Origin of the sequence: Streptomyces cellostaticus, from assembly GCF_001513965.1 — a bacterium.
Lineage (GTDB): Bacteria > Actinomycetota > Actinomycetes > Streptomycetales > Streptomycetaceae > Streptomyces > Streptomyces cellostaticus.
The window spans coordinates 147,268-160,131 of the sequence record NZ_KQ948015.1 but is presented as its reverse complement, the minus strand read 5'-3'; the positions used below and the strand labels follow the sequence as shown (position 1 = coordinate 160,131).

General features: G+C 72.8%; 12 protein-coding genes. 4 read left to right on the top strand and 8 right to left on the bottom strand.

All coding sequences use genetic code 11. From position 1 onward, the window contains the following. Positions 1-124 precede the first annotated feature (124 nt). A complete protein-coding gene (locus AQI88_RS48405; protein WP_066990035.1) occupies positions 125-2,599 on the top strand; it encodes an ATP-dependent Clp protease ATP-binding subunit in 2,475 nt (824 codons plus the stop codon). Positions 2,600-2,604: 5 nt separating this feature from the next. Here the strand turns inward: AQI88_RS48405 and AQI88_RS00705 are convergent, their stop codons facing one another. Genes AQI88_RS00705 through rpmF form a run of 3 tightly spaced genes read right to left on the bottom strand, consistent with a single transcriptional unit; the run spans position 2,605 to position 5,013 of the window. Beyond that, positions 2,605-3,609: an LLM class flavin-dependent oxidoreductase gene (locus tag AQI88_RS00705; RefSeq protein WP_066990032.1), complete on the bottom strand. Its 1,005-nt coding sequence runs from the start codon at positions 3,607-3,609 to the stop codon at positions 2,605-2,607. Between the two features lie 49 nt (positions 3,610-3,658). After that, positions 3,659-4,834, bottom strand: coding sequence for a GTP-binding protein (locus AQI88_RS00700; protein ID WP_066990029.1), 1,176 nt, complete (start codon positions 4,832-4,834; stop codon positions 3,659-3,661). Beyond that, the gene (gene rpmF / locus AQI88_RS00695; RefSeq protein WP_066990026.1) at positions 4,831-5,013 is read right to left on the bottom strand and encodes a 50S ribosomal protein L32; all 183 of its coding nucleotides are present in this window, start codon (positions 5,011-5,013) and stop codon (positions 4,831-4,833) included. The genes AQI88_RS00700 and rpmF overlap by 4 nt, the downstream gene beginning before the upstream one ends. Before the next feature lie 98 nt (positions 5,014-5,111). On the opposite strand from rpmF, the gene AQI88_RS00690 reads away from it, so the two are divergent. Continuing rightward, positions 5,112-5,603, top strand: coding sequence for a phosphatase domain-containing protein (locus AQI88_RS00690; protein ID WP_066990023.1), 492 nt, complete (start codon positions 5,112-5,114; stop codon positions 5,601-5,603). 4 nt (positions 5,604-5,607) lie between these two features. Here the strand turns inward: AQI88_RS00690 and AQI88_RS00685 are convergent, their stop codons facing one another. Then, positions 5,608-5,823 carry a dodecin gene (locus AQI88_RS00685; protein ID WP_066990020.1) on the bottom strand — a complete coding sequence of 72 codons (216 nt, stop codon included), beginning with the start codon at positions 5,821-5,823 and terminating at the stop codon, positions 5,608-5,610. Positions 5,824-6,085: 262 nt separating this feature from the next. On the opposite strand from AQI88_RS00685, the gene AQI88_RS00680 reads away from it, so the two are divergent. Further along, entirely contained in the window at positions 6,086-7,342 is a 1,257-nt protein-coding gene (locus tag AQI88_RS00680) for an extracellular solute-binding protein (protein WP_066990017.1), read from the top strand. A gap of 1 nt (position 7,343) precedes the next feature. Here the strand turns inward: AQI88_RS00680 and egtD are convergent, their stop codons facing one another. The 4 genes from egtD to egtA are packed head-to-tail and all read right to left on the bottom strand — an operon-like array spanning position 7,344 to position 11,729. Next, positions 7,344-8,306, bottom strand: coding sequence for an L-histidine N(alpha)-methyltransferase (gene egtD / locus AQI88_RS00675; protein WP_066990014.1), 963 nt, complete (start codon positions 8,304-8,306; stop codon positions 7,344-7,346). Next, positions 8,303-9,082, bottom strand: a complete 780-nt coding sequence (egtC, locus tag AQI88_RS00670; protein ID WP_066990011.1) for an ergothioneine biosynthesis protein EgtC — start codon at positions 9,080-9,082, stop codon at positions 8,303-8,305. The genes egtD and egtC overlap by 4 nt, the downstream gene beginning before the upstream one ends. Further along, positions 9,082-10,419 carry an ergothioneine biosynthesis protein EgtB gene (gene egtB / locus AQI88_RS00665; RefSeq protein ID WP_066990008.1) on the bottom strand — a complete coding sequence of 446 codons (1,338 nt, stop codon included), beginning with the start codon at positions 10,417-10,419 and terminating at the stop codon, positions 9,082-9,084. The genes egtC and egtB overlap by 1 nt, the downstream gene beginning before the upstream one ends. Next, entirely contained in the window at positions 10,416-11,729 is a 1,314-nt protein-coding gene (gene egtA, locus AQI88_RS00660; RefSeq protein WP_066990005.1) for an ergothioneine biosynthesis glutamate--cysteine ligase EgtA, read from the bottom strand. The genes egtB and egtA overlap by 4 nt, the downstream gene beginning before the upstream one ends. A gap of 277 nt (positions 11,730-12,006) precedes the next feature. On the opposite strand from egtA, the gene AQI88_RS00655 reads away from it, so the two are divergent. After that, positions 12,007-12,858 (top strand): TIGR02452 family protein, encoded by an 852-nt coding sequence (locus AQI88_RS00655; protein WP_066990002.1) that lies wholly within the window; start codon positions 12,007-12,009, stop codon positions 12,856-12,858. Positions 12,859-12,864: the final 6 nt, after the last annotated feature.

The window sequence follows — 12,864 nt, the reverse complement described above, 5'->3', positions numbered from 1 at the left end:
GAGGCTTGCTTCCAGGGTCACCGGCTCCGGTCGGGTTCGCATCTCGGAGCGGCTCCCATGCATATGTGCACCATTTATGCGATTTTGGGGGCGGACGTCCGCCGCTCCAGAAAGGCCCCGCCCCATGAGCACCCCCGGTTTCGGTTTCGGACGCAGCCCGTTCGAGGAGTTCGACGAGCTGATGTCCCGGTTCTTCGGCGGCGGACCGGCCGCGTCCGCCCGGCGGACCCAGCGCGTCGACATCGGCAGCCTGCTCTCCGAGCGGGCCCGGGACCTGGTGGCCGAGGCCCGGGACATCGCCGCGGTCGAGGGCAGCGAGGAACTCGACGCCCGGCACCTGCTGGCCGCCGCCACCCGCAACGAATCCACCCGGCGCCTGCTCGCCGAGGCCGGCGCCGACCCCGACCGCATCCGCGAGCAGCTCGGCACCGGCGCGAACGGCGCCGAGAAGACCGAGCCCGCCGCGCTCACCCCGGCCGCCAAGCGCGCCCTGCTCGACGCCTACCGGATCTCCCGCGCCGAGGGAGCCTCCTACATCGGCCCCGGCCACCTGCTGCGCGCGCTCGCCGCGAACCCGGAGTCGGCGGCCGGGCAGGTGCTCGGGGAAGGCGGCTGGGAGCCGGCCCGGCTGCCCACCGAGGGCGCGGGCGAGCGGAAGAAGCCGAGCAGCACGCCGACCGTGGACGAGTATGGCCGCGATCTCACCGAGGACGCCCGGGCCGGCCGCCTGGACCCGGTGATCGGGCGCGAGGAGGAGGTCGAGCAGACCATCGAGGTGCTCTCCCGGCGCAGCAAGAACAACCCCGTCCTGATCGGCGATCCCGGTGTCGGCAAGACCGCCGTGGTCGAAGGCATCGCCCAGCGCATCGTCGCCGGGGACGTGCCCAGCACGCTCGCCGGCAAACGGCTGGTCTCGCTGGACCTGGCCGGCATGGTGGCCGGCACCAAGTACCGGGGCGAGTTCGAGGAGCGGCTGAAGAGACTCCTCGACGAGGTCCGCGAGCACGGGGACGAACTGATCCTGTTCCTGGACGAGATGCACACCGTCGTCGGCGCCGGAGGCGGCGGCGAGGGCGCCCTGGATGCGGGGAACATGCTCAAGCCGGCCCTGGCGCGTGGCGAGTTGCATCTGATCGGCGCGACGACCGTGGACGAGTACCGCAGGCACATCGAGAAGGACGCCGCCCTGGAGCGCCGCTTCGCGCCCATCCTGGTCGGCGAGCCCGGCGTGGACGACACCATCGAGATCCTGCGCGGCCTGCGCGACCGGTACGAGGCCCACCACCAGGTCCGGATCACCGACGAGGCGGTGGTCGCCGCGGCCGAGCTGTCCGACCGGTACATCACCTCCCGCTTCCTGCCCGACAAGGCGATCGACCTGATGGACCAGGCCGCCGCCCGGGTCCGGCTGCGCGCCCGGACCCCCCTCGCGGACACCCGGGAGATCGAGGACCGGATCGCCGCCCTGAACCGGGAGAAGGACCAGGCGGTCGCCGACGAGGAGTACGAGCGCGCCAGGGACCTGCGTGACCGCATCCAGGAGGCCGAGGCACGGCTGGCCACGGCGGGCAAGGCCGAGGAGCACGCCCCGAAGGTCACCGCCGAGGACATCGCACAGGTCGTCTCCCGCACCACCGGCATCCCGGTCTCGCAGCTCACCGAGGAGGAGCGGGCGCGGCTGATGAAGCTGGAGGAGCACCTGCACGAGCGGGTCGTCGGGCAGGACGAGGCGATCACCGCCGTCGCCCGCGCGGTGCGCCGGGCCCGCGCCGGCATGAGCGATCCCAACCGTCCCGTCGGCAGTTTCCTCTTCCTCGGCCCGACCGGCGTCGGCAAGACCGAACTGGCCCGTGCCCTCGCCGCCGCCCTCTTCGGCGACGAGAGCCGCATGATCCGTCTCGACATGAGCGAGTTCCAGGAGCGGCACACGGTCTCCCGCCTGGTCGGTGCCCCTCCCGGATACGTCGGCCACGAGGAGGCCGGCCAGCTCACCGAGGCGGTGCGCCGGCAGCCGTACGCCGTTCTCCTGCTGGACGAGGTGGAGAAGGCGCACCCGGATGTGTTCAACACCCTGTTGCAGCTCCTGGACGACGGCCGGCTCACCGACTCCCAGGGCCGCACCGTCGACTTCAAGAACACCGTCGTCATCATGACGTCGAACATCGGTGCCGACCGCATCCTGGCCGCCGGTGTGGAGGACTACGCCAAGGTCCGCGAGTCGGTGATGCCGATCCTCAGCCAGCACTTCCGGCCGGAGTTCCTCAACCGCATCGACGAGATCATCGTCTTCCGCGGCCTGGACCGCGCTCAGCTGCGCCGGATCGTCGATCTGCTGCTGGAGCACACCCGGCGCCGCCTGCACGCCCAGGACGTCTCCCTGGAGGTCACCGACGCGGCCGCCGACCTGCTCGCGAACATCGGCCACCAGCCCGACTTCGGCGCGCGCCCGCTGCGCCGCACCATCCAGCGCGAGGTGGACGACCGCCTCGCCGACCTGCTGCTCTCCGGCGAGCTGGGCCCGGGCGACCGGGCGGTGGTGGGCACGGCCGACGGTTCCGTGGCGATCCGCGCCGAGAAGCCGGCCGGTGTGGAGGGCTGAGCCGCTCAGCGGTGGGGCGCGAACAGCGAGGCGAGGCGCCGGTGGGAGTCCAGCAGCGCCGCACGGTCGTAGGTGCTGGTGGTGACGAGTACTTCGTCGGCGCCCGTCTCTTTCAGGACCGTCTCCAGTTCGTCGGCGACCTGGTCCTCGGCGCCGGCGAGGTGACCGGCGAGCCCGGACTCGTAGAGGTCCCGTTCCCTCGCGGTCATCGTCCGGGCCAGGATCTCCTCGGCCGGGGCCAGGGGCGGGAAGGTGCCGTGGGTGCGCGCGTACGCCATGGCCCAGGCCTCCGGTACGAGCAGCCGCCGCGCGGCTTCCGGGGTCCCGGCGACCGCGACCGTGCCGGAGATCACGACGTACGGCTCGGACGCCCAGGGGGAGGGGCGGAACAGGGAGCGGTACTGGTCGATGCCGCGCAGCATCTTCTCCCGGCTCCGCATGTCCCCGATGACCATCGGCACTCCCGCGCGGGCCGCGATCCGCGCGCCCTCGCCCATCGCCAGCGCGAACGGCGGTACCCGCAGGCCCTCCGCCGGGCGGGCGTGCACCCCGGTCGGCGAGGTCCCGGCGAACCAGCCGAGCAGTTCGCCGAGCTGCGCCGCGAAGTCCCCGGCGTCGTCCTTGTCCCGCCCGAGAGCCTTGCGTACCCCGTCGGTGAAGCCCACGGAACGGCCGAGCCCCATGTCGATCCGGCCCGGGAAGAGCGACTCCAGCACCCCGAACTGCTCGGCGACGACGAGCGGTCGGTGATTGGGCAGCATGACCCCGCCGGTGCCGACCCGGATCGTGCGGGTCGCGGCGGCCACCGCGGCGGCCAGCACGGTCGGCGCGGACCCGGCGACGCCGGGCACGCCGTGGTGCTCGGACACCCAGAAACGGTGGTAGCCGAGCGCCTCCGCCTCCCGCGCCAGCGCAACGGTGTCCCGCAGCGCCTCGGCGGGCGGGTGCCCCTCGCGGGTGCGGGAGCGGTCGAGGACGGAGAACCTGGTCCGGGCGATCACTGCACTCACGCAGGGTTCAACACCGTGGCGGCTCCAGGATTCCCGCCGTCACGCACCGTCAGTGCGCCGGCACCGACAGCTCTGCCTCGCAGGCGTCGTCGGCTCCGTGCAGGGCCCAGGCGGGGAACGGGTCGGCCTGCGGAACACGCTCGCCGGGCGCCAGCAGACAGGCCGCCAGCGCGGTGCGCAGGTCTTCGGCGCGCAACCCGGTTCCGATGAAGACGAGTTCCTGGGCGTGCGGCGCCTCAAGGTCGCGTACGCCGGACGGTTCGAAGCGGGCCACGGCGCCCGCCTGGGACCACAGTCCGGCCACCCGGTCCCGCCCGGCCAGCGTGAAGAAGCCCTTGGACCGCAGCACCCGCCCGAACCGGCCCCCGTCCAGCTCCTGTGTCACGAACCGCCACAACCGCCCGGGATGGAAGGGGCGTTCGGCACGGAACACCAGCGAGGAGATGCCGTACTCCTCGGTCTCCGGAACATGGTCGCCGTTCAGCTCCCGCACCCAGCCGGGCGCCTGCTGCGCCCGCTCCAGGTCGAACAGCCCGGTGCCCAGCACCTCCTGGAGGCCGACCCGGCCGTGCACGGCGGGGACGATCCGCGCGAGGGGGTTGAGCCGGGCGAGGGTCGCGCGCAGCCGTCCGGCGATGGCCTCGTCCACCAGGTCGAGCTTGTTGAGCACGATGACGTCGGCGAACTCGACCTGGTCCACCAGGAGATCGCTGACGGTGCGCTCGTCGTCCTCGAACTGGTCGAGGCCGCGCGCCGCCAGGTCGTCGCCGCGCGCCAGCTCGGGCAGGAAGTTCGCCGCGTCGACCACTGTGACCATGGTGTCGAGACGGGCGAGGCCGCCGAGTGTCGCGCCGTCGTCGCGCGTGAAGGCGAACGTGGCGGCGACCGGCAGCGGCTCGGAGATGCCCGAGGACTCGATGAGCAGGTGGTCGAAGCGGCCCTCCCGGGCCAGCCGGGCGACCTCCTCCAGGAGGTCGTCGCGCAGGGTGCAGCAGATGCACCCGTTGGTCAGCTCCACCAGGCGTTCCTCGGTGCGCGAGAGGGCGGCCTCGCCGCCGCGCACCAGCGCCGCGTCGATGTTGACCTCGCTCATGTCGTTGACGATCACCGCGACCCGCAGGCCGGCGCGGCCCGCGAGGACGTGGTTGAGCAGTGTGGTCTTCCCGGCGCCGAGAAAGCCGGACAGGACGGTGACGGGCAGCGGCCCGGACGGGGAGTGTGTCATCGCCGGTTCAGTCCCCCGGGGCGCAGCAGCCCGCGCTCGTACGCCCTGACCAGCCGCTGCGGTACGAGATGCCGGACGCCGTCGACCGTCACGGGCACCAGCGCCGGGGTGGCCGCCTTCCACTGGGCGCGGCGGTGGCGGGTGTTGCTGCGGGACGTCTTCCGTTTGGGAACGGCCATGGGATTCCTCCTCGGTACTGCGGGTCGGGCAGGCACCGAGGACGCTATATGAAAATGGATTCCATTAGCAATTTGCCATGGGTGGCTAGGGTGACCGGGTGACAGACAGCAGTCAGCGGCCGGTTGCCGTGTTCGATCTGGACAACACCCTTGCCGACACCGCGCACCGCCAGCGCTTCCTGGAGGAACGCCCGCGGAACTGGGCCGCGTTCTTCGCGGCCGCGCCCGGGGATCCGCCGCTCGTTCAGGGCGTGGCGCTCTGCCTGGAGACGTCCCGGGAGTGCGAGATCGTGTACCTCACCGGGCGGCCCGAGCGCTGCCGGCGCGACACGCTGGCCTGGCTCGCCGCCCACAGGCTGCCCGAAGGACGCGTCCGTATGCGGGGCAACGCCGACCGCAGGCCCGCCCGGTTCACCAAGCTGGAGGTCCTGCGCCGGATCGCCCGGGACCGTGAGGTCCGGTTCCTCGTCGACGACGACGAGTTGGTGTGCGACGACGCCGAACGGGCCGGATTCACCGTCGTGCGGGCCCGCTGGGCCGCGAAGTCCGCCGCGCTGGAGGACGCCCAGGAGCGGGAGGGCCGGACCTGATGTCCTACTCGCCGTCCTCGATGCGGAATCCTACCTTCAGGCCGACCTGGTAGTGCTCGATCCGCCCGCCCGCGAGCTGGCCGCGGATCTGGGTCACCTCGAACCAGTCCAGGTTGCGCAGGGTCTGGTCGGCGCGTGCGATGGCGTTGCGGATGGCCTGGTCGATGCCCTCGTGCGAGCTGCCGACGATCTCGGTGACCCGGTAGGTGTGGTTCGTCATGCGGGTGCTCCTCTCCGCCGTGGGGCCGGCGAGGTGTGCCTGTGTCCCACGTCCGTCGTGACCGGTATGTCACGCCGTACTCCACCGTGCCGTATCCGCGCCCGGCGCGCGAGGCGTCGCCCGCGTACCCCCGGTAGCGCTTGACCTCTGCATTGGTCCATACCAAAATCCCGTACACCCGTACGGACCTTCGTGTCCGTCCCCCCACGTCGGGCCCCTTTCCCTGTCCGCACCGCCCATGACAGACAGAACAGGACCCCTCGTGAGACGTCGTCTGCTCGCCCTCCTCTGCGTCACCGGCTCGCTCGTCAGCGCCTGCGGGGTCCTCCCCGGCGGGCACCAGCGGCACACCGTCACCGTGTGGCTGATGAAGGACAGCGCCTCGAAGGACTTCCTGCGGCGCTTCACCGAGGACTTCGAACGCACCCACCAGGACCTGCGTCTCGACATCCGCATCCAGAACTGGACCGGCATCGTGGCGAAGGTCCGGGCGGCGCTCAAGGACGACGCCAAGGACGCGCCCGACGTCATCGAGGTGGGCAACACCCAGGTCTCGCAGTACGTCGACGACGGCCAGCTCGCCGACCTGACGCTGGAGTCGATGCGCGACTGGGGCAAGGAGCACTGGCTGCGCGGCCTCGCCGAACCCGGCAAGGACGGCAACAAGCAGTACGGCGTGCCCTGGTACGCGGCCAACCGGGTCGTGATCTACCGCAAGGACCTCTTCGCGCAGGCCGGCATCACCACCCCGCCGCAGACCCGCGACGAGTGGCTCGCCGACACCCGGAAGCTCGACTCCGGCGGCAACCAGGGGATCTACCTCGCCGGACAGGACTGGTACACCCTCTCCGGCTTCATCTGGGACGAGGGCGGCGAGCTGGCCGTGCAGAAGGACTACCAGTGGCGGGGCGCCCTGGACACACCGGCCGCGCTGCGCGGCATGGACTTCTACCGGCGGCTCCAGGCGCTCGGCGAGGGGCCCGTGGACGCCGACGAGGAACACCCGCCCCAGGCGGGGGTGTTCGCCGGCGGCAAGGTGGCCCAGATCATCGCCGTACCGGGGCTCGCCCAGTCCGTCGTGCAGCAGAACCCGGGCCTCAAGGACAAGCTGGGCTTCTTCCCGGTGCCCGGCAAGAGCGCCGCCCGGCCCGGCACGGTCTTCACCGGCGGGTCCGACCTCGTCGTCCCGCAGAACACCGACGACCAGTTCGCCGCGACGGCCGTCATCGGGGCGCTCACGGGCGCGAAATGGGACACCGAACTCGCCCGCACCATGAACTACGTGCCCAACAAGACCACCCTGGCGGGCGCGGTGGCGGGGGAGGAGGGGGTCGCCGCGATGGCGGTGGGCGCCGCACACGGGCGGGCGACCCCCAACACCCCTCAGTGGGCGGCGGTCGAGGCCGACAACCCGATCAAGGGGTACATGACCGAGGTGCTCGGCGGGGCCGACCCGGCGACGGAGGCCCGCCGGGCCTCCCACACCATCACCGAAGCCCTCGCGACCGACCTGGGCTGACTCACTGCACCACGCTCAGCGACAGCGCGAAGCGGTCCTCCGCATCCGTCCACCAGTGGGTCAACTCCAGCCCCGCGGCGTCGAGTTCGGCGCTCACGCCGTCCTTGCGGAACTTCGCCGACACCTCGGTGCGCAGTTCCTCGCCCGCCGCGAAGTCCACGGCGAGGTCCAGCGCGGGCACCTTGACCGTCTGCGCGGTGCGCGAGCGCAGCCGCATCTCGATCCACTCCTGTTCCGCGTCCCACAGCGCCACATGGTCGAAGGCGTCGAGGTCGAAGTCGGCGCCCAGCTCCCGGTTGACGACCGCGAGGACGTTCTTGTTGAACGCAGCCGTCACCCCGGCCGCGTCGTCGTACGCCCGGACCAGCACCCGCTCGTCCTTGACCAGGTCCGTGCCGAGCAGCAGGCCGTCGCCCGGCACGAGCAGGGCGCGCACGGACGCCAGGAACTTCGCCCGCTCGGCGGGCAGCAGGTTGCCGATCGTGCCGCCGAGGAACGCCACCAGCCGGGGCCCGGGCGTCTCGGGCAGGGCCAGCGGGGCCGTGAAGTCGGCGATGAGCGCGTGGACTTCGAGGCCCGGCCGCTCCTCGACGAGCGCCTGGCCCGCCTGGGTGAGGGCGCTGTCGCTGACGTCGACCGGGACGTACGCCTTGAGGGAGGTGAGCGCGTCGATCAGGTAGCGGGTCTTCTCCGAGGAGCCGGAGCCCAGTTCGATCAGGGCGCCGGCGCGGCTCGCGGCGGCGATCTCGCCCGAGCGGGTCGTGAGGATCTCGCGCTCGGCGCGCGTGGGGTAGTACTCGGGCAGCTCCGTGATCTGCTCGAACAACTCGCTGCCCCGCGCGTCGTAGAACCACTTGGGCGGCAGCGTCTTCGGGTTGACGGTGAGGCCGTGCCGGACATCGGCGCGCAGTGCGGCGTCCGTGGCGTCCTCGGGAAGGGTGCGGGTGACACGCAGGGAACTCACGTACAGGGCTCCTTCGATGGTACGGACGCCGGGTCCTCCAGCGGGGCGAGCAGCACGCCGGCGCGGCTCGCCGTGAGGACGGTGCGGTCGGGGGCCTCCTGCCAGAGCGGGTCGTCGTCGTACGGCTCGGAGGCGACGACCGTGCCGGGTCCAGGCGCCGTGCGGTACCAGAGGCTGTCGCCCCAGGCGGTGGCGGCGATGGTCTCGCCGTCGGTGAGCAGCAGGTTCAGCCGGGAGGCGGGGGCCGCCTCGGCCAGTTGGCGAACCGTGTCGCCCAGGGCGTCGGCGGGGTCGTCACCGGAGCGCAGCCGGTGCAGGACCAGGGCCCACACGAACGCCGAGTCGGTGCGCGCCTCCAGCGACAGCAGGTCGACCGGAGGCAGCGAGGGCGCCAGAGGTGCCGCCGAGTCGGGCCAGCCCGCGATCGCGCCGTTGTGGCTGAACAGCCACCGCCCGGAGGTGAAGGGCGCCGCCGCGGCCTCGGCGTCCGCGCCCGCGAGCGTCGCGTCGCGCACGGCGGCGAGCACGGCACCGCTGCGCACGACCCGGGCCAGGTCGGTGAAGGACAGGTCCGCCCAGATCGGCCCGGCCCGCCGGTAGCGGGCCGGGACCGGATCGTTGGGGGCGTACCAGCCCACGCCGAAACCGTCGGCGTTGACCGTCCCGTAGCGCTGCCGCCGCGGTGCCCAGGACTGCCGGTACAGGCTGTGCGGGGGCTCCGTGAGGAGCCGGCCGAGCGGCTCCTCGGGCCCCAGATAGGCCAGGTGACGGCACATCAGACGGCCTCCGAGCGGGCGGTGCGGAACCCGGAGAAGATCTGCCGCCGGATCGGGTGGTCCCAGTTGCGGAACGTGCCCCGGCAGGCCACCGGGTCCACGGCGAACGAACCACCGCGCAGCACCTTGTGGTCCGAGCCGAAGAACACCTCCGAGTACTCCTTGTACGGGAACGCCGTGAACCCCGGATACGGCAGGAAGTCGCTCGCCGTCCACTCCCACACGTCACCGATCAACTGCCGTACGCCCAGCGGGGATTCACCGGCCGGGTAGCTGCCGGCAGGGGCGGGCCTGAGGTGCCGCTGGCCCAGGTTGGCGTGTTCGGGCGCCGGGTCGGCGTCGCCCCACGGGTAGCGGGTCGAGCGGCCGGTGGCCGGGTCGTGACGGGCGGCCTTCTCCCACTCCGCCTCGGTGGGCAGCCGGCGCCCGGCCCAGCGGGCGTAGGCGTCCGCCTCGTACCAGCACACGTGCAGCACCGGCTCGTCGGGCGGGACGGCCTCGGTGACCCCGAAGCGGCGCCTGAGCCACTGGCCGCCGTCCCGGCGCCAGAACAGCGGCGCGGTGAGGGAGTGCTGCCGGATGTGCGCCCAGCCCTCGGGCGTCCACCAGCGCTCGGTGCCGTAGCCGCCGTCCTCGATGAACGCCTGGTACGCCGCGTTGGTCACCGGCGTCGTGTCGATCCAGAACGGTGCCAGGTCCACCGGGTGCGCCGGACGCTCGTTGTCCAGAGCCCACGGCTCGCCGGAGGTGCCCATCATGAACGGGCCGCCGGGGACGAGGACTTCGGCCGGACCCGTGAACAGCGGGGCCGGTGCGGGGTCGGGGGCGGTCAGGGCCTGCGGCCCTCTGCGGAGCTGATGAGTGATCAGCATCGTCTCGTCGTGCTGCTGTTCGTGCTGGGCGATCATCCCGAAGGCGAAGCCCGCCTCGGTCAGCCGGGTGCCGTGGAAGTCCGCGGCCTCCAGCAGGTCCAGGGCCCGGCCGCGCACCTCGGCCGCGTACCGCCGGGCCTCGGCGGGCGGCAGCAGCGGCAGCGAGGGCCGCTCGGAGCGCGGGTGCTCGAAGGCGTCGTACAGGCCGTCGATCTCGGGCCGCATCGCCTCCCGGCCGCCGACCGCCCGCAGCAGCCACTGCTCCTCCTGGTTGCCGATGTGCGCGAGGTCCCACACCAGTGGGGACATCAGCGGGGAGTGCTGGGCGGTGAGGTCCGGGTCCTCGACGCAGCTGGTCAGCAGCGTGGTGCGGGCCCGGGCGGTGGTGAGCGAGGCGAGCGCGCGCTCGCGCAGCGCCTCGCTGTCCGCCTCGGGGATCGTGGCCTCGGTCTCGGCGGCGGTCATGTGCGGATGTCCTTCCTCCCGTGGGCGCGGCTGTCGGTGCCGCGCAGACGGTCCAGCAGGTCGTCGGCCGGGCAGCGGCCCTGGACGACGTAGCGGTTCAGGTACGTCGTCACGGCCTCGATGACCGGGGGTGTGGCGCCGAGCCGGGGCAGGGCCTCCAGCGCCGCCGCGAAACAGGCGACGGCGGCCTCGCGCAGCTCGGGGTCGGTGAGCCCCTGCCGGGCCGCGTCGATCCACAGCGGATTGTGCGGGGCGGGCAGGTTCAGGGCCCGCTCCGCCAGGGGCTTCACCGTCCGGTGCGCCGCTTCGGCGGCCTCCGGGTCGTCGAACAGCGCCGCGGTCACCGCGAGCGGCACGATCCAGCCGTCGTCCCCGGGCTGCGCGTCGATCATGCGCAGCTCCAGGTGGCCGCGCGGTCGCACCGGCGGGAACAGGGTGGTCAGGTGGTAGTCGAGATCCGCCCGGGTGGGCGGCCGGGGCGAGCGCGAGCGGGTCCACTCGCGGAAGGTCAGGCCCTCGGGCACGTCCCACGGGCTGCCGTCGCGGCGGACGCACATCACCGGGGCGTCCAGCACATGCCGGGCCCAGGCGTCCCGCGGCTGCCCGTCCGACGGGGGAGCGCCCGCGCGGCCGGCGCCGATCTCCGTCCACAGCAGCTGCCGGGTGGAGCGCCAGCCCGTGGGCTGCCGGCCGATCAGCGGGGAGTTCGCGAAGGCCGCCACCAGCACCGCGCCCAGGTGGTGTGCCAGCCACCAGCGCCGTTCGTGCCCGAGCGGGCCGGGTTCCTCGTATCCGGCGTCCAGGCACACCTGGACGGAGGCGGAGGTGCACATCATGTGCCGGCCGGCCGTGCCGGTGCGGTCGAGGCAGGCCTCCATGGCGTCGTAGCGCGGTTCGTGCAGGAACCGGCGGGGTGCGTGCCAGGGGTCGTGGCCGACGCCGACGAGTCCCAGGCCGTCCTCGGCGAGGACCGCGCGGACGGTGTCCAGGTCGGCGGAGACGGTCGCCACGCACTCCATCAGGGAGGCGGCGGGCGGCGAGCTGAGCTCCAGCTGGCCGCCGGGTTCGACCGTGAGCGGCGATGCCAGCGGCACGGTCCTCAGGGCGGCGTAGGCCGCTTCGAGTCTTTCGGGTGTCACCGGGAGCTGCGGCAGCCGCAGCTCGTGGACGAGCCATTCCACTTCGACCCCGAGCGTGCGGGGCGGGCCGGTCTTGAAGCAGATGCCCCGGACGAGGGCCTCCACCTCGGCTTCGGTGACTGCGGTGCGGTGCTCCGTACAGTCACCGCCATCGGTTATGGAGTCGGACATGTCGGGATCCTCCTACGGGTACCACCATGTCACCGGCGTGGTTCTCGGCGAGCCGCGCCGGCACTCGTCCTACCCAAGACCGTCGAAACGATTCGCACAAGGGTGCCCCTCGGGACGTTCCGGATCGGTAACCTCCGTTTTCTTGCGCGTTTCCAGGCCGTTCCGGGGACCGGGAAACTCCGTTGCACCGCATCACCAGCATCACCCAGGATGCGTGTATGAGCACGACGGGGGCGGCAGCGCGGGCCGCGGTCACGGAGTCCACGGGGGTGGCGCCGTGAGCGCGCGCCTGCGCAGCCTCGCGGCGGAGACCGAGCGCATCGTGGCGGTCGGCGGGTACCGCGCTCCGGACGGCCGGGAGGTGTCCGTGGCGGCGGCGGTCGAGGCCGCCCGGGCGGGCACGCGGATGTACGGCCCCGAGCCGGTGCCGGTGCCGGTGCCGGTGCCGGTGCCCGCGGACGTGGAGGTGGAGCCCTTCTTCGAGGTCACGGGCGAGAGCAGTCTTCAGGCCGCCCGCAGGCTGGCCGACGCCCCGGTCGCCGTCCTGAACTTCGCCTCGGCCCGCAATCCGGGCGGCGGCTACCTGAACGGCGCCCAGGCCCAGGAAGAGGCCCTGTGCCGCGCCTCCGCGCTCTACACCTGCCTGCTCGAGGCCCGGGAGTTCTACGACCACCACCGCGCCCACCGCGACCCGTTCTACACGGACCGGGTGGTCCACACCCCGGCCGTGCCGGTCTTCCGTGACGACCGGGGCCGACTGCTGCCGGAGCCGTACCGCGCGGGTTTCCTGACCGCCGCGGCGCCCAACGCGGGCGTCGTACGGCGTACGGCACCGGAGCGCACCGGCGAGCTGCCCGCCGCCCTGGCCGTGCGCGCCGAGCGGGTCCTGGAGACCGCCGCCGCCCACGGCTACCGGCGGCTGGTGCTCGGCGCCTGGGGCTGCGGCGTCTTCCAGAACGACCCGGCGCAGGTCGCGGGGGCCTTCCGCGCGCTCCTCGGGCCCGACGGGCGGTTCGCGCGGACGTTCGCACACGTGGTGTTCGGCATCCTGGACCGCACGCCGGGAGCGACGGTCCGCGACGCCTTCGTGCGGGCGTTCGCGGAACACACGCGTCCGGTCACCCGGTGATGACCG